A 15,248-nucleotide genomic window follows, 5' to 3' on the forward strand; every position below is an offset into this window, starting at 1 on the left:
CCAAACTGGAAGAACCTAGTGGGGCGAGCTCATTTTTCACCGCCGGGGCGACTGCGCCTATGCCTCAACAGGCTCAGTCACCCGGTCATCGTTTCAACGCATCAGCGCAGCTAACTACCAGATGTAGACGCCGTCGCCGACCTGCAGGGTATCGAAGTACTTCACAGCATCATCGTGGTTCAGGTGGATGCAGCCGTGGGACATCTGATTAACAGAGCCCTCGTGGAAAGCTTCGCCGTCGTTGGTGAAGTACACCGAGAACGGCATCGGACCGTTGTAAGGACGGGACCACTCATCGCGGACCTTGCGGGTAACGCTCAGGTGGCCGCGGGTGGTTTCGTAACCCGGCATACCGGAGGACATTGGCACCGGACCGTAGGTGATGTTGCCATTTTCCTGCAGCCAGGTCTTCTGGTTAGCCAGGTCAACGCATGCGCGGGCGCTCGGCGGGCACGGGTTGTTTGGCTCTGGGCGTGGTTCAGGGCGTGGCTTCTGCTCTGGCTGTGGAGCAGGGGCAGGCGCCGGCTCAGGCTGCGACGGCTCGTCCTGGCCCCCCAGCAAACCGAAAATCTCGTTGACGACGCGGGTGGCTTCGGCCTTCTGTGCAGCTGGCAACGGCAGGCTGTCGATGGCGTTCAGCAGCTGAGTTTTGACCTTGTCCGCCACCTGCTTGTTGTTTTCAGCGAACTTGAAGTTTTCATTAATCAGAGCGACGACCGAATCCGGCAGCTTCACCGAAGAGGAATCCAGTACCTCAGAGAGCTCAGGGGCAAGGTCGCCCGAATTCAGAGTCGAGATCTCCGGCAGCTTGAGGTCCCGAACACTCTGGCTAAGCGACTGCAGGTCTGGAGAAACCGGCAGGGCAACGGCAGTGCCGGCCCCAATACCAAAGGCGGTGGTGAGGGCTGCAGCGCTGATAATTACGCGCTTAGCGCTGCGGAGAGAGGATTTCGAAGAGGCAAACATAGAGGATATCTTAAACCACGAAAGGCAATTCTCTCTTTATTCACCAATTCTGGGGTGGCGCTCAGGCCCACAACAGCATGTTTGACCAGGTTCGGTAAGGAGCTGTTAGAGAGCTAACGCCAAGTCCGTGGCCGAATGAGATTTGCGATATCCACCAAGTTGTAGCGGTGTCGCGGAAACTGCGAAGAGCGTGCCAGCATCCGTAAGTCTTTTTCCAATCCTTCACGCAGGCCGGCCACGGTAAAGGGCGCATCGAAAAGACCATTGGAGCTAGCTGCATGGTCGAGGTTCGAGCTGCGCAACCAGTTCAGCGCGGACGCCATCACGGCGATGCGCAGCTGTGGCATGCGCGGTTCATTCGTCGGCAGCTCCACCAGACGACGCGCAGCACGGCGAATTCTCGATTCAGTTAACTCGGAGGGCATCCCTGAGGTGAGCATCAGAATCGTCGTCAAACGTGCCATGCGATGGTGACGGGAGTTACCGGGTACGCGGTCAAGCTGGGAGATAGCCATTTCGTGTTGGCGCTCAGAGGCCAGCTGACGAGCTAGCCCGAAGGCGGAGGATACCGTCGTCGGGTTGGCCGCCCACACGACGGCGTAGAGACGCAGGGTGTTGAAACGAATCGTCTGAGGCGACAGGGACTCGCTGGCCCAGGCGGGGGAGAAGATCTCGGGCGTATCGGCAGCGACATTATCCAGCGCGCTGCTCAAGTTCGCGGCGGCGCGGGCGACAGCGGGCTCGAGGAGAGATGCGTTGGCGATGCCCAAGCGCTGTTGAATCAACTCGAGAGTCGCTGCCAGCGCCAACTTCGGGGCGGGCTCGCCGGGCAGCATCGTCAGCACGTGGTGGAACGAGGCGAGGGCATCGTTGAATTGGTCGAGAAGCAAATAAGTCACGCCCTCGTACCAGTGGTAACGCCAATCGCGCTGCAAACGTTCAGAGACATCGCGGAGGCTGTCGCGGGCCTCATCAATTAATCCGAGGTCCAGTTTCGCACGCACGATGCCCAGTGGAATTTCCACGGAAGAGCCATACTCGGGTTCGGACAGCGCATTGGTCAGTGTTTCGATAAGTTCGTTGGGCTCTGTAAACGACGAGGCACTCAAGATGCGCGCACCCGGATCTGTCGGGTTAATCAGTGGTACAGGCAGCGCGAAGGTCACTTCTTGCGGAGTGATTTCCACGCCGCGGGTGATGCCGTCGACAAGCTGATCGGTGCGGAACACCAGGTGCTTGGTGCCGTACGTGGAACGCTGCGGCGAGAAATTCGACACCGCCTGCGGGAATTGCACGCCGTCGCGCACCGCCAGAATCTCGCGCAATACGCCGATGAGCTGCACACTCATCTCTTCGGCAGAACCGAAGCGAGCCTCCGGGTTCTCGTGGCAAGCGCGTAGTAGGAAGCGGTAGAGCGAGTAAAAACGGCGGAATAGAGGCTCTTCGACAGGTGAGGGTAGCTCCGGGTCGTAGACGCCGTTGGTCGCCGGCAACTTCAGAATCAGGGAGGCCAGCGTGCGGCCGACTGTGTAGATATCGCTGGCAATCGTCGGTCCCGTCGTGGCAATCTCCGGCGCCTGGAAACCGGGCGTGCCGTAGATATGGCCGTAGGCGCCGATGCCGGTGACCGCGCCAACGTCGATAAGCGTGACGTGGTCTTCGCTGAGCAGCACGTTGTCCGGCTTCAAATCGTTGTAGACAACGCCGCGCGAGTGCAGGTAATCCAGCGCGGGGAGCAGCTCCAGGATGTAGCCAATTGCCAGGTCACAGGGCATGACGCCGTCTGGGTAGCTCCGTCGCTGTTTGCGTAACGACGGGCCGCCGACGTACTCCATCACAATGAAGCCGGTGGCGCTGTTGGCGTCCGTCTCATCGATGAAGTTGATGATTTTCACAATTCCCGGATGCGAGATTTCCGCGAGGAACTCGCGTTCTGCCTGGACTACGGCGAAATCCTTCTCATTTTTCGCTGCCATCATGCCCTTGAGCACGACCCAGCGATCCGAGACATTGTGGTCAATCGCCAGATAAATCCAGCCGAGACCGCCGTGGGCAATCGGGCCCACAATTTCGTACTGATCCGCCACGATATCGCCGGCTTTCAGGCTCGGCGCCGGCTTATTCGTCGCGTGAATCTTCTCATCACTCATTACTGCATCGCGCGGATCCTGCGTTGTGATGTACGGCAGGTGCACCATGCCGTCGGCGACGGTGCGTCCACGGTGCGCAGTCGATCGCTTCCGGCGAAAGTCCTCCAACGCTTTCCGGTGCGAGGCCATCGACGGATCTGGTGCCTGGGTGCCGGGTTGGGTCGTCACGCTTGACGACGAGCCTCCGCGCCCCAACAATTCGGCGATATCGAACTCTTCGTCATCGTCATCATCGTCCGCAAAAGGGTCGAAGGCGACAGCGGCAGTGCCGGGCTCTTGTTCGTCGTCTTCATCGGCGAATGGGTCGAAGGCGACGGCCTGAGTGGCAGCTGCCTCTGCCTCTGCGTGAGCATCCTCCTGGGGCTCCGGCGTGTACTGGGGATGCTGGGCTTGCTCGGATTGCTGGGCTTGTTCGGAGAACTGGTTTTCGTCGCTCATCGGTTATCCACCTCGCCTTCTGGAGCAGCTTCCGGTGTGGGGGAGATTCCAAGTATGTCTTCATCGTCGCCGTACTGTGGCGATGGCTGTGTACCGCTTGGCAGGAAGGGGCCGAACCAAGTGTCGTAGAGGGACTGCCAGGTGCCATCGCTGGCCATACGCTCCAGGGTCGCGTTGATTTGGCGAACTAGGCCTGGGTTCCCCTTGGATACACCGGCCGCGTAGCTTTCCTCGTTCAAGCCCCGCTGGACAATGGCGGTAGCCGGATCTTGGTCGTTGATACCAGCGAGGATGGTGTCATCGGCAACGACAATCTCTGCCTGGCTGTTTTGAAGTGAAATGAGGCAGTCCGACCAGTTACCGACCAACAGCAGCGTATTGTTCGGCGAGAGCCGTCGAATCAAATCCTCGGTAGTGGATCCCCGGGAAACGCAGATGCGACCGTCCTCGACGTCCTCGGGGGAAGCATCGCCACCCGGCGAAGAGACTAGAACTCCAGCTCGTGCTGTCAAATACGGTGTGGAGAACAGCACCCTTTCGCGCCGGGCATCGGTGACCGTCATAGTGCGCAAAACGACATCGACAGTGCCGTCTTCGAGTGCGGCAGTGCGTTCGTTGCTGTCGACGAACCGAAACTCGACAGCATCGGGATTGTCAAAGATGTCCCGGGCAATCTCTTGTGCCAGGGATACTTCAAACCCCGAGAGCTCTCCGCTGCTGAAGTCGCGGAAGCTGAGCAGGTTCAATGATTGGTCAACACCAACGATGATGCGGCCGCGCTGGTAAATCTCCGGGATTCGCTCTTCCGGTGTTTGGTCATCGGGGGCGAGTGTGGACAGATCTGGGGTGTTGGCTTCTGCCGCAGGCTTCCTCGAGGAGGCTTTGTCGTAGAACGCGCCCGGTGGCAGGGGAAAGTCACCGGTGGCCTCCAGGATTGTGCGCGAGTAGGGATCGTCGGCAAGCGAATCGGTCGCGCAGGCACTGACGGTGAGGCCCGCGACGGTGAGTGCACCAAGGATGGCTCTGCGCCGCCAGCCGGCGAGACCGCGGAGCGATGGGGAGAACGGAACGATCATAGGTACTCCAGAAGCCGGTGTCGGAAGCCGAAAACAACCAGAACTGCCGCGATGACGGTCAGTGTAACCGTGGCGAGGGACAGTGCCGCGATAGCGCGACGGGATTGGTCGAGGTTCTCACGGGCGGTCAGGCGGGACTCGGCGATGGAATTCTGTAGCGACTCATCGACCTGGTTGAACGCAGCCGCCGACGAGCTGGCATTATCCACATCGGTCGCGATGCGAACCGCACCGGCGTAGTCGCCTGAACTCAAGTGCTCCATCATCAGGTTGTGACCGGACTCCCAGCTGTAGATACCGTGGATGGCGGCTCTGACATCGTCGTCCGGCGCATTGGCGTCCACTCTTTCCAGCTCGCCGACCAGGGTGCGCACCGACTGCGAGAAGGACTCCGCATCCGCGGGCTGACGGCGCACTAAGCCGAGGGTTTCGCTGGCGCGTAGCTGCTGGGCATCAATGCGTACTTGGGTTAGGGCATGAACATCCGGGCGCTGCTCTCCGAAGAGAGAGTTGGACTGCCACGGCTGAGTGGTGGCAATTCCCACACCGACAAGTGCGATGGCCATCAGCATGGTTGCACCAAACAGGCCGACGTTGAATAGTCGACCGGTGCGGCGAGTCAGCCACCACTGTGTGATTAGCAGCATCAAAATTGCCGCTGCCAGGCCCGACATCGGGAAAAGAGGTGGCTTCGATAGTTGGCGCTGCTCATCATTAGTGGTGGTACTGGTGCGTTCGTAGAGCGATTTTGCAGCTGGCAGAATCTGGACCTGCATCAAGTTTGAGGCAGAGGCGAGGTACGCGACACTGACGGGATTGCCCTGGCGCGCATTCGCGCGAGCTGTCTCGACCATGCCGGTGTAGACCGGCAACAGCCGCTGTACAGTCGCGATATTCTTCATCTCTGGGGCATCGACGTTTTCAATGCCCGTAGCTGCGCGGGTAGCGGACATGGATGCTTGTGCGATGACATCGTCGAAGTTGCTGACCAAGTCCTGGCTGCTGTTGAGTGTGCCGCGGGAAAAGGCGGTGTTGGCCGACGCATCGGCAATCGTCAGCGAGGCATAGAGATTCTGCGAGGCATTGGCCATCGGCTCGCTCAGCTGCGAAATTCGGGTGAGCTGCTGCTGGCGTTGCGAGGTTGTTTGCCACATGGATAGGCCGGCGGCCAGAATAGCGACGATGAGGATGAGGGCGACTGTGGTCAATCGGCCCGGTGACGTCATCAAAAATGACGCTGACCGGCGCACATACGTGGCCGACGGGCCGAGCTTGTCGTAGAGACGCTCACCGAGAAAACGTGTCAATCTCCGGTTGCGCGGGCCAATTTCCAGGGCATCCACACGCAGGTCGGTATCACGCGGAGAGTCTGTTAGGACTGTTGGGGTTGTGGCCGTTGCTGGGGCATTAGCCGAGGACTCTGTAGTTTCCAGAGCAGTTGATGGTGCCGCACTCTCGGTAGCCGGGGTGGTGTCGGGAGTATCTTTCGATTCCTTTGCCGCCTGAGCCGCAGTGTGTGTGTCTAAGCTTTCGCCACCAGGAGTGGTGCGACCGCTGAAACGAGTTCGGCGTGGAGCACGATTCTTGCGGTGGAATGGGTTTCGGTTTTTGTCGTGGGCACGGGAATGAGGCGCACTTGAAGTGGTTTCACCCATGTGCACGTGTCCTTCCGACGTGACCGAAGTCGCCCGCGACGATCTCTCCGCTCAGAGCAACGTTAGTTCCTTGCAAATCTTAGTCGCTCGGGCTTGTGACGGAAAACACAAGGGTATCTGGCGTAGGGTGGAGACATGCTTCAGGATGGAAATGGTTGGGCAGCCGGCCCCAACGGTACGCGCTGCTGGGGACGCTTCGGAGCTGCAGGGCTGCTGATTGTGAGCCCTCAGCGCACTGTGCTTATGCAGTATCGAGCTGACTGGACATCGTTCCCCCTAACGTGGGGTGTTCCTGGTGGGGCTTGTGATTCTCATGAGGCTCCTGAGGCGACCGCGCTGCGTGAAACGGCTGAGGAAACTGGGCTGCTGGAGCATCAGCTTCGCATCCTCGACACGCAGGTCACCACCGGTCCCTTCCCAGCCGATCCGAATCGCCCCGAGCTCGCCGGCGGCTGGAAATACCACACGGTCTACGCACTAGCTGCCGAAGAGCTGGAGACGAATCCGAACGAGGAGTCCCTAGAGTTGCGCTGGGTTCCGCTTGACGACGTCGACAGCCTCGATCTGCTGCCGCCTTTTGTGGAATCGTGGCCCCGGGTGCGCGCGCACCTCGAGAAACTGCTGGAGGCCCTTGACTAGGTGTCGGCTTCGCACCTACCGGCGCTCTCTGCGTCGACTACTTGGAGTCGGCAACTGCTGCCGCGCCAGCGGCCAGCGCGGTGACGGTCAGGACAGACGGCCATGCGCCAATCTTCTTAGCCAGCGGGTGTGAGAGGCCGAAAGCGCCGAGGTAGGCGGCTACTAGGCCGGCGGCACCCAGGGCGCCGGTCTTTGCATTCCAGGTGCGTGCTGCGTATGCGCCGGCGGCACCCAAGATGACGCCACCGAGCGGACGAATGCCTGTTTCGCGAGCGGTGAGCCAGCCGCCGATGAGGCCAGTGGCCACGAGCGGAGCGGTCTTTACGTCTTTTGCCTTCTTCAAAGTAATAGCCATAAGCATCATCGTACCTAGTAAGAAGGGCTTGGCGGCGCGCTTTTAGAACGGCTCCTGGCGGCGCTGGTGCTCCTCAACATAGCTTTCCGAGTGCTCCGCCAGCTTTAGTAGCGAGGGCAGTGCCTTAATTAGCGCACGAACGTCCTTTTGCGACATTGTCCGCACAATTTCGTACACCAGCGCACCCCAGTGGTCGATAAGTTGCTCCAGCAGCGTTTCGCCATCGCTGGAGACATAGAGGTTCTGCGCACGGCGATCCTTTGCGTTGTTCTCGCGTTCAATCAGTCCGTTGTCGAGTAGACGGCGAACTGTTGCCGAAACGTTGGACGGGCGTAGGAAACGCAGGCGTGCAATGTCGGATACGCCGCAGCCCGGGTGGGTTGAAATAAAGTGCAGTACTTCCATTTCCGACTGGGAAATGTCCATCCTGGCATTCGGGCGCTCACCGAGGCGGCGAGTCGATGCAAGGAAGTCATACAGGCCGATGGAAATCTTCTGCACGCTTTCGCGCAGGGATTCATCGGACTCAGTCGAGTCATCCGCGGTGGGGAAGCCGCTCGCTGGCTCCGGGGTAGTGGTGCGCTGAGGGGAGCGTGCAGAAGTCATGATCTTCCTTCCCGACGTAATGAATTGATGTTCTGAATAAACACCTTATATCGTCGAAATAACTTTCTGTGGTGAAAATTTGTAGATTGAACAAAAAGTTAGACTCATAAGTGTTGTGCGGGTGCTTTATCACCCATTTCTGCCCCTGATTTTAGGGGCTGGCAGCAAAGACTCCGCTTTACGACGGCCCCAGCGACACCCCCTAGTAGGAACTAGGCCTACGCGCTTTTCCGCCCGTTTATCTACACTTCGTAATCCACAATCACCGGAGCATGGTCGGATGCGCCTTTGCCCTGACGCTCTTCGATGTCGATGAATCCGGCGGACGCCTTTGCCGCGAGGTCGGGGGAGGCGAGCTGGAAGTCGATGCGCATGCCCTCATCCTTGAAAAAGCGGCCAGCCTTGTAATCCCAGTAGGTCCACTGGTTTGGGGTGAATTGGCGAGTTACTTCCTTCATGCCCGCCTGCTCCAGCGCATAGAAAGCTGCGCGTTCAGGCGGTGTGACGTGTGTTTTCCCTGCGAAGGCTGCCATTGACCAGACATCGCCGTCGGTCGGGGCAATGTTGAAGTCGCCGCCCATCATGAAGGTGGCCTCCGGGTCGTCGTCAAGCGTGGCGATGATGTGCTGACGGAGCCGCTCCAGAAATTCGAGCTTGTACTCGAAGTGCGGGTCGGTGATGTCGCGGCCGTTCGGGATGTAGAGGCTATGGACGCGCACGCCACCGCAGGTAGCGGCGATATGGCGGGCCTCCAATGCGGGAGTTGCGTCGGGGTCCTTGTTGAAACCGGGCTGACCGGGGAACTCTGCCTGGATGTCCTCAAGGCCGACGCGGGAGATGATGGCAACGCCATTCCACTGATTCAGGCCGTGGTGGGCGACTTGGTATCCCAGCTCTTCAAAAGCAGCGGTGGGGAATTGGTCGTCCTTGCACTTGGTTTCCTGGACGGCCAGGACATCAATGTCATTCCGGCGCAGCATTTCCACCATTCGGTCGAGGCGAGTTCGAGCCGAATTGACGTTCCAGACACAGATTCGCATATCAACGATTGTAAAAGGGGAACGAAACGGCGGCCTCATGCGTTGAACAAAGCAGTGACAAAATAGGCGGACAAAAACGGATAAGGTGGGCGGAAGTCCGGTAGGAAAGGGAGTTTCGAGGTTGGCTAACTGGGACGATCGCCGTTACGGCGGCGAGTACAGTCCGACGGATTACCTGGGTAGTAGTGGCAGGAACGCTTATCGGGAACACGACGCATATGCGGCGTACGATGCGGCAATGCCGTATCAGGAAGTGCCATATCCGGTAGCAAACATTCCGGTCGGCTATGAAAGCGGGTACCCCGCTAGCTATGGGGTGTCTTCCTTCGGTGAGCTCAGTGCTAATCCCAAAGTCGCGCCGCTGACCGCTCAAATGGCAGTACACCTGGGCTTTGACCCCAATCTGGCCAATGGCTCAGTGGCACGTCGTGGTGGTGCGCTGTTGGTGGATTCTGTCATCTACACTGCATTGATTGCCTCCATTGCAGTTCTCACTAGCATCGTGGGGACATCGGACAGCGGCGTAATGGTGATGCTGATCAGCCTCTTCCTCGGTCCCGGTGGTTTTTACCTCTACCGCGTGGCGGGGGACTCCATCTTCGACGGGTCGCCGGGTAAACACGCCATGGGCATGAAAATCGAAGGTGCACACGGGATGCCAGTCTCAGCCCGCGATGGTTTTGTGCGCAATGCCTGGATTCTGCCGTCGATGATTCCGGTCGCCGGTTGGTTTGTCTCTGCGGGCCTGGCTGGCTGGATTGCGATGGGTGCGTCCCGCGATCCGCTGGGGAGAGGTCGTCATGAACTCTCGGTCCACACCCGTGTGGTGGAAAAGCCGGAGACGCGCGAGCTGCCGCGCGGGCAGCGCCGCATGGACAATCGCATGGGTAGCAAAGAGCAGCAGGGCAAGCAGCTGAAGCGGATTAAAAGGGTTAAGCGCGGGAAGTAGGGCGATCAGGGCGAGCAGCGCAGGGCCGAAACGTAACCCCCGGCCCCTAAGCCCCTGTCAGCTCCGCGTAGCGGTGCCGGTGGTGCTCGGTAAAACCGAGTGTCCGGTATAGCGCAATGCCAGGCTCATTTGAGCCCAATACCTGCAGATATGCAGAATCTGCCCCGTGTTGTGCGCCCCAGTGCATCATGTGAATTCCCAGTAGGGTGCCAAGTCCTCGGCGGCGCATATCGGCTGCGACTTCCACAGCGGAGAACCCGAGCCACACACGGCCGTCGTCCGATTCGGTCAGCGTGCCGCGCGTAATGGCTACCGTGCGTATGCCTTCAGGCGCATTGTTGGCAGGCACTTGCAGGCGTCCGAAGCACATGCGGCCATCAATTTCATTGCGCAGAAGCTGTAGTGCATGCTCGGACAGCGTGGTACCGCGGAAATGGTAGAGCCCCAGCCAGTCGTCGTCAGGTTGATCAGCGATATCCACCTGCACGTCTGCAAGCTCGACGCTGTGCTCATCGAGCACCTGTTCGGCGCTGTGCTCATCAAGCACCTGTACGGCGCTGTGCGATTCAGCTGCCAATTCAGCAGGCGGCAAATCCCCATCGAGTGAGCGCGTCATAACCACAATGTCCGGCCCGACCGTCCACTCCGGCCCCGCGACCAGCGCCTGTGCAGGTTTGGCGATTCTATCCGGAATCGCAATCCGCACCGGCAAATCGTGGGAATCGTAAAACGACTTAATCTTCTCCAACGGCACCGGCTGAGTGCTGGCTCCGGGTTCGAGCGGCAGCGCGGAGTTGGAACGCTCCGTAATGCCATCGCCGGCTCGCAGCAGCCAGCCCGACTCCACCACATGCGCGATACCCGGGAAGGCCTTCGCTGTCGCAGTTTCCACGGCGCGAATATCCGAATTGCGCACCGGATGATCCGGCAGGGCCTTCACAATCAAAATGTGCTTATCGCTAAAGTCCACCGCTGCCACGGATTCGTCGGCACGCACGCCAGCACGAACCTGCGGACGCACGACGAACGGATCCATGCTGAGCACATGCCCAATGACGTCCGTAGTCTTCTTGCCGCTGGCCAATGCTTCTTCATCGGTCAGCGCGCGCCGCACAATGACACGACGTCCCACCGCCACTTCACCGACGCCCCAGCGGGAAATCGGTAGCTTCTGTGCTGCATTTTCGCTTGCCGACGACTCCAATTGCCTATCCGCCACGATCTAATCCTCGTGGCCGAACGGATCCGGATCCACGCCCGGCATCCAGGTCAGGCCGCCCTCGGTCCAACCGGCGCGCTTGATTTCCTTCTTGGCCATGCGCTTCCAACGACCGGTGAGGCAATCGGTATAGAGGAACCCATCTAGATGGCCGACCTCGTGCTGCATGCAGCGAGCGAGGAAACCGGTGGCCTCGATGCGGACCTCTTCGCCGTTTTCATCCAGGCCGGTGACGACAGCCTTCTCCGCGCGGTTGGTGGGGAAGGACAGGCCGGGTACAGAGAGGCAGCCTTCGTCATCGGAACCGTCGTCATTAGGCATGGTCTTCGGGATTTCACTGGTGGTCAGCACCGGATTGATGACGCAGCCGCGGTGCCAGACGTCGTCATCATCGGGGCAGTTGTAGACGAACAGACGCTTGCCGACGCCCACCTGGTTGGCAGCCAGCCCCACACCGTGGGCGCGGTCCATGGTTTCGTACATGTCCTCGATGAGCTCACGCAGCTCGGAGATGTCCTCGGTTACCGGCTGGGTAGGAGTGTGGAGAACGGGGTCTCCGGCAATCACAATGGGACGGATAGTCATGTCGCTGATTCTACTCGGCGTCCATGTTTTCTATATCGCCTGGTGATGTCAGGGGTCTTGGAGACGTTGGGCGATGTCGGAAGTGGTATGTAGGGCTGGGCGGCTGGGCCTTACCATGTATCTTCGCTAAGTATCTGCATAGGCAGTGTTGTGCAGAATAGAAAATCAGGGCGAGTGGGAAGGAAAGCGGGGTGCGGAAAATGGTGAGCAAGAAACCCATAGGCGGCAGCCACGAACCTGAGACTGAGCTGCGGCCTGACTCATCCGAGCATCCCGGACTCGCGGGCGATACCGGCGGCATTGAGCCCATTTTGGCGCAGAAAATGCTGGATTTTGAGAAGGAATGGCTGAAAGTTGCCCGCCGTGGGCCGCGTATGGCCGGTGCGCGGCAGGAGGCAATTCGGCGTCGCTTTGCCGAGGACTTCGGCAACAACACAATCCGTTACCACCAGGTACTTTCGCGACTTCTCGATTCTCCGGCAGCCGAAGCGGCCGAACCCGTGTTGGTTCATCGGCTGCGCGCCGTGCGGGACAACCAAGACGCATAAGGTTCAAGTTTCACTTCACGGTTCGGCGGCAGAACATATAGGATGTGGGATGTGTCTGACCAACTAAACCCTCAGAATTCGCCGCGTCCGGGCCGTCATCGACTCGATGACGACTTCGACGACTTCGATGAGTACAGCGATTACGCGGAGGCTCCCGCCGCTGGCGGCGCCCATGCGTACTCCGAGCCGTCGGATGCTCAACACACAGCGCCAAAATCTGCGGCTCCCGCCGCTGGTGCAGCTGCTGCTGGTGCCACCGCCGCCTCGACCGGTGCCAGCGCTGGGGCTGCTAGCAATTCCGCAGCTGCTGATGGTGTTGATGACGGCGACATCGGCGACGGTGCCGGTGATGGCCGCTACATGCGCGTTCTCGCTATCGTGCTGCTCGCTATCGGCGTGTGCCTGGTCGCCTACGGTGCCTATGCACTCAGCACACGTGGCGACGATGCCGAGAACACCGGCCAGAATGACACCTCGGCATCCGCTCCGGTTGACTCTGGTGCGCCTGCTGACTCGGCCAACGGCAGTGATCCGGCAAAGGATGGTGCTGTTGGAGATGGTGACGGCGAGGTTCCGCCGCCGCCACCGGCAAATGAGCCAGGCAAACCGGTTCCTCCCGCTGAGAATCCGCCGGCACAGGATGAGGCCAACGAAGCGCCCCAGATTGACCGCAAGACTGTCAAGGTCAGTGTCCTGAATAACTCTGAGGTCGTGGGCCTCGCCGATGACCTGTCCAAGCAGATGGGCGAGCAGGGCTGGGGCGCCGGCGAGACCGGCAATGCTCCTGAAGAGAAGATGGGTGTGTGGGAGAAGACCACCGTCTACTTCGACCCGAGGAACGAAGAGGAAAAGGCCGCCGCTGAGCAGATCGCGCATGACAACGGTTGGGAAGCCGCACCTCGCGATGACCGCCTCCGGGACGCTCCGGCGGGAATCGTCGTGGTCGCCACTGACCCGGCTCACTAGACTCCCGGCCCACCAGGCTTTGGTCTCTCACTAAGGTTTGCGGCCTAAGTCTCAAAACCTGCCGCCGTGGTGCGAAGCCCCATAGCTTTCCAAGTCCCGCGTAAGCCACACATTTCATGGCCTACGCGGGGCTTTTGCATATTTTGCAGTCTCAAACAGATCACGGCTGAAAAAGGGGTACTAGTATTCTGCTAGTAGCCAGTGAGGTCTGTGAGGTTTTTATGTTCGCCGTAAAGCGTCGTCGTGTTGCTGTCGCCACCGCGTTGGGTTGTGCTGCAACACTGTTGGTGTCCTGCTCGGGGGTTGAATCCAGCAGCGACAAGGACGGGAACGCAGGCGCGTCGACAAGCACTGCGCCAGTGAGCGTAGATCCGGCTGCACCGAAGCTGACCGAGCGAGTCAGCGCCTATAACTTCATCCGAACAAACGACGACGGATCAATGAAAATGCTGGCAACTGTACAGGTCATGAGCGCCAAGGGATGGATGGGACTGTCCGACGAAAAAGGTCAGTTCACTACCTTGGATAAGGGCAAGTACACAGTGCAGGCGCGCGGTGCATCTGGCTGCAGTGGCATCGGCAGCCCCGCAACCGAAGGGTTGGGTGTCATCGGCGAAGTGCACGTCGATGACAAACGGAATGCAGATGTCTGGAACGTTCCGTCCAAGGTGGATGAAGACAGTTTCACCACAGTTGCGCTTGTCGATTCCAACGGTGACCTTGCCTCCTGCGCAAAAACCGTCACCTGGACGGAGCCAACTGAGGAAAACGACTCCTAGTGTGAAAAAATAGCGGTATGACTGAGCAATTTTCCGGATCGGCGCAGCCATCACTGGGAGTGGAATGGGAAGTGGCGTTCGTTGACCGACGAACGCGCGACACCGCCCCCGCTGCCGCCGAGGTGCTCGACATCATCGATGCGGAGCATCCCGGACATGGGCTCCAGCGAGAGTTCCTCGCCAACACCGTAGAGCTCGTCACCGGTGTGCACACGAACGTGCCCGGTGCCGTAGCGGAGCTCCAAAGCCAGCTGGACATGGTTCTCGAGGCCGCTGATCGCGTTGGGGTGGATGTGTGGTCATCGGGCTCGCATCCGTTCGCCCGCGGTACTGCTCAGCAGGTCAGCGCTAAGGGGCACTACTCCGAAATCATCAACCGCACTCAGTGGTGGGGTAACCAGATGATCATCTGGGGAGTCCACGTCCATGTTGGCATTAAGGACTCCGAACGCGTTTGGCCGATCATTCAGGCCCTGGCAACGAAGCTGCCGCACATGTTGGCGCTGTCTGCCTCCTCACCGGCCTGGAACGGTGAGGACATGGGTTACGCTTCCAACCGAAGCCTGCTCTACCAGCAGCTTCCCACCGCTGGTCAGCCGCCGGCGATTTACACGTGGCCCGAGTGGGAGTCCTACATGCACGACCAGTCCCGCTCCGGCGTCATCAATCACACCGGCTCGATGCACTTGGACATTCGCCCGGCATCAAAGTACGGCACCATTGAGATTCGTGTCGCTGACGCTACCTCTAACCTGCAGGAACTCGCCACTATCGTGGCATTGACGCACTGTCTGACGGTTTACTACGACCGCATGTGGGAGGCTGGCGAGGAGCTACCGTCGCTGCAGTCCTGGCACATCGCCGAAAACAAGTGGCGCGCCGCCCGCTACGGCATGGACGCGCTGGTCATCGTGAATCGCGATACCGACGAGCGGTGGGTTCGCGACGAACTCCGTGAACTTGTGGTTCAACTCGCCCCGCTTGCCGACGAACTGGGTTGCCGAGCCGAACTGGAATTCGTCAACAACATCGTGGAAATGGGCGCGGCATACGAGCGGCAGCGCACTGTGGCGGATGCGGCCGGGGCGCTGCCTTCCATGGCTACCGAGGACGACGTACGGGCGAACGAAGAGCGCATTGGCCACACCCCGTGGCGTGCCGCCGTGGATCTTGCGGTGCAGGAACTGCGCGCCGGGCATCCGATAGCGCCTGCAGATTTCCACGAGCAAGTAGACGACTAGCCGTCGTTAAGCGGTGTGTGCCCAGACAAAAATTAG

The 15,248-nt window shown here is 59.8% G+C and carries 15 protein-coding genes; 6 read left to right on the forward strand and 9 right to left on the reverse strand.

Features of this window, described 5'->3' with window-relative positions; genetic code table 11:
- Positions 1-114 precede the first annotated feature (114 nt).
- The 4 genes from HMPREF2547_RS07310 to HMPREF2547_RS07325 form a co-directional block, all read right to left on the reverse strand.
- The gene (locus tag HMPREF2547_RS07310) at positions 115-966 is read right to left on the reverse strand and encodes a L,D-transpeptidase (protein ID WP_016421524.1); all 852 of its coding nucleotides are present in this window, start codon (positions 964-966) and stop codon (positions 115-117) included.
- Between the two features lie 113 nt (positions 967-1,079).
- Positions 1,080-3,554: a serine/threonine protein kinase gene (locus HMPREF2547_RS07315; protein WP_070605338.1), complete on the reverse strand. Its 2,475-nt coding sequence runs from the start codon at positions 3,552-3,554 to the stop codon at positions 1,080-1,082.
- A complete protein-coding gene (locus HMPREF2547_RS07320; RefSeq protein WP_049169891.1) occupies positions 3,551-4,630 on the reverse strand; it encodes a glutamate ABC transporter substrate-binding protein in 1,080 nt (359 codons plus the stop codon). Before HMPREF2547_RS07320 ends, HMPREF2547_RS07315 begins: the two co-directional genes overlap by 4 nt.
- Entirely contained in the window at positions 4,627-6,285 is a 1,659-nt protein-coding gene (locus HMPREF2547_RS07325) for a hypothetical protein (protein WP_049169894.1), read from the reverse strand. The genes HMPREF2547_RS07320 and HMPREF2547_RS07325 overlap by 4 nt, the downstream gene beginning before the upstream one ends.
- 135 nt (positions 6,286-6,420) lie before the next feature.
- Between HMPREF2547_RS07325 and HMPREF2547_RS07330 the strand changes: the two genes are divergently transcribed.
- A complete protein-coding gene (locus HMPREF2547_RS07330) occupies positions 6,421-6,924 on the forward strand; it encodes an NUDIX domain-containing protein (RefSeq protein ID WP_049169897.1) in 504 nt (167 codons plus the stop codon).
- Positions 6,925-6,961: 37 nt separating this feature from the next.
- Here the strand turns inward: HMPREF2547_RS07330 and HMPREF2547_RS07335 are convergent, their stop codons facing one another.
- The 3 genes from HMPREF2547_RS07335 to HMPREF2547_RS07345 all read right to left on the reverse strand — a co-directional run bounded on the left by HMPREF2547_RS07335 (position 6,962) and on the right by HMPREF2547_RS07345 (position 8,925).
- Complete coding sequence (locus tag HMPREF2547_RS07335) at positions 6,962-7,279, reverse strand: hypothetical protein (RefSeq protein WP_172954624.1); 318 nt, start codon at positions 7,277-7,279, stop codon at positions 6,962-6,964.
- Positions 7,280-7,321: 42 nt separating this feature from the next.
- Complete coding sequence (locus HMPREF2547_RS07340; RefSeq protein ID WP_016421518.1) at positions 7,322-7,885, reverse strand: MarR family winged helix-turn-helix transcriptional regulator; 564 nt, start codon at positions 7,883-7,885, stop codon at positions 7,322-7,324.
- 242 nt (positions 7,886-8,127) lie between these two features.
- The gene (locus HMPREF2547_RS07345) at positions 8,128-8,925 is read right to left on the reverse strand and encodes an exodeoxyribonuclease III (RefSeq protein WP_038626705.1); all 798 of its coding nucleotides are present in this window, start codon (positions 8,923-8,925) and stop codon (positions 8,128-8,130) included.
- Positions 8,926-9,046: 121 nt separating this feature from the next.
- On the opposite strand from HMPREF2547_RS07345, the gene HMPREF2547_RS07350 reads away from it, so the two are divergent.
- Positions 9,047-9,874, forward strand: a complete 828-nt coding sequence (locus HMPREF2547_RS07350) for an RDD family protein (protein ID WP_222865547.1) — start codon at positions 9,047-9,049, stop codon at positions 9,872-9,874.
- A 46-nt stretch (positions 9,875-9,920) separates the two neighbouring features.
- On the opposite strand, the gene HMPREF2547_RS07355 is transcribed toward HMPREF2547_RS07350, so the two are convergent.
- Both HMPREF2547_RS07355 and HMPREF2547_RS07360 read right to left on the reverse strand, forming a co-directional pair.
- Positions 9,921-11,093: an N-acetylglutamate synthase, CG3035 family gene (locus HMPREF2547_RS07355; protein ID WP_049169902.1), complete on the reverse strand. Its 1,173-nt coding sequence runs from the start codon at positions 11,091-11,093 to the stop codon at positions 9,921-9,923.
- Positions 11,094-11,096: 3 nt separating this feature from the next.
- Positions 11,097-11,678: a peptide deformylase gene (locus HMPREF2547_RS07360; RefSeq protein WP_049169904.1), complete on the reverse strand. Its 582-nt coding sequence runs from the start codon at positions 11,676-11,678 to the stop codon at positions 11,097-11,099.
- 200 nt (positions 11,679-11,878) lie between these two features.
- On the opposite strand from HMPREF2547_RS07360, the gene HMPREF2547_RS07365 reads away from it, so the two are divergent.
- The 4 genes from HMPREF2547_RS07365 (at position 11,879) to HMPREF2547_RS07380 (ending at position 15,212) form a co-directional block, all read left to right on the forward strand.
- A complete protein-coding gene (locus HMPREF2547_RS07365; RefSeq protein ID WP_016421513.1) occupies positions 11,879-12,226 on the forward strand; it encodes a DUF3263 domain-containing protein in 348 nt (115 codons plus the stop codon).
- Between the two features lie 42 nt (positions 12,227-12,268).
- The gene (locus tag HMPREF2547_RS07370; protein ID WP_222865186.1) at positions 12,269-13,192 is read left to right on the forward strand and encodes a LytR C-terminal domain-containing protein; all 924 of its coding nucleotides are present in this window, start codon (positions 12,269-12,271) and stop codon (positions 13,190-13,192) included.
- A 221-nt stretch (positions 13,193-13,413) separates the two neighbouring features.
- The gene (locus tag HMPREF2547_RS07375) at positions 13,414-13,971 is read left to right on the forward strand and encodes a hypothetical protein (RefSeq protein WP_049169906.1); all 558 of its coding nucleotides are present in this window, start codon (positions 13,414-13,416) and stop codon (positions 13,969-13,971) included.
- Between the two features lie 17 nt (positions 13,972-13,988).
- On the forward strand, positions 13,989-15,212 hold the full coding sequence (locus HMPREF2547_RS07380) for a glutamate--cysteine ligase (RefSeq protein WP_070605339.1): 1,224 nt from the start codon (positions 13,989-13,991) through the stop codon (positions 15,210-15,212).
- The last annotated feature ends 36 nt before the right edge of the window (positions 15,213-15,248 follow it).

It is taken from the genome of Corynebacterium sp. HMSC055G02 (assembly GCF_001809065.1).
GTDB lineage: Bacteria > Actinomycetota > Actinomycetes > Mycobacteriales > Mycobacteriaceae > Corynebacterium > Corynebacterium jeikeium_D.

Bases quoted from the DNA above. Each gene is read 5' to 3' on its own strand.
- HMPREF2547_RS07310 (WP_016421524.1), bottom strand. From the start codon at position 966: ATGTTTGCCTCTTCGAAATCCTCTCTCCGCAGCGCTAAGCGCGTAATT.
- HMPREF2547_RS07315 (WP_070605338.1), bottom strand. From the start codon at position 3,554: ATGAGCGACGAAAACCAGTTCTCCGAACAAGCCCAGCAATCCGAGCAA.
- HMPREF2547_RS07320 (WP_049169891.1), bottom strand. From the start codon at position 4,630: ATGATCGTTCCGTTCTCCCCATCGCTCCGCGGTCTCGCCGGCTGGCGG.
- HMPREF2547_RS07325 (WP_049169894.1), bottom strand. From the start codon at position 6,285: ATGGGTGAAACCACTTCAAGTGCGCCTCATTCCCGTGCCCACGACAAA.
- HMPREF2547_RS07330 (WP_049169897.1), top strand. From the start codon at position 6,421: ATGCTTCAGGATGGAAATGGTTGGGCAGCCGGCCCCAACGGTACGCGC.
- HMPREF2547_RS07335 (WP_172954624.1), bottom strand. From the start codon at position 7,279: ATGGCTATTACTTTGAAGAAGGCAAAAGACGTAAAGACCGCTCCGCTC.
- HMPREF2547_RS07340 (WP_016421518.1), bottom strand. From the start codon at position 7,885: ATGACTTCTGCACGCTCCCCTCAGCGCACCACTACCCCGGAGCCAGCG.
- HMPREF2547_RS07345 (WP_038626705.1), bottom strand. From the start codon at position 8,925: ATGCGAATCTGTGTCTGGAACGTCAATTCGGCTCGAACTCGCCTCGAC.
- HMPREF2547_RS07360 (WP_049169904.1), bottom strand. From the start codon at position 11,678: ATGACTATCCGTCCCATTGTGATTGCCGGAGACCCCGTTCTCCACACT.
- HMPREF2547_RS07365 (WP_016421513.1), top strand. From the start codon at position 11,879: ATGGTGAGCAAGAAACCCATAGGCGGCAGCCACGAACCTGAGACTGAG.
- HMPREF2547_RS07370 (WP_222865186.1), top strand. From the start codon at position 12,269: ATGTGGGATGTGTCTGACCAACTAAACCCTCAGAATTCGCCGCGTCCG.
- HMPREF2547_RS07375 (WP_049169906.1), top strand. From the start codon at position 13,414: ATGTTCGCCGTAAAGCGTCGTCGTGTTGCTGTCGCCACCGCGTTGGGT.
- HMPREF2547_RS07380 (WP_070605339.1), top strand. From the start codon at position 13,989: ATGACTGAGCAATTTTCCGGATCGGCGCAGCCATCACTGGGAGTGGAA.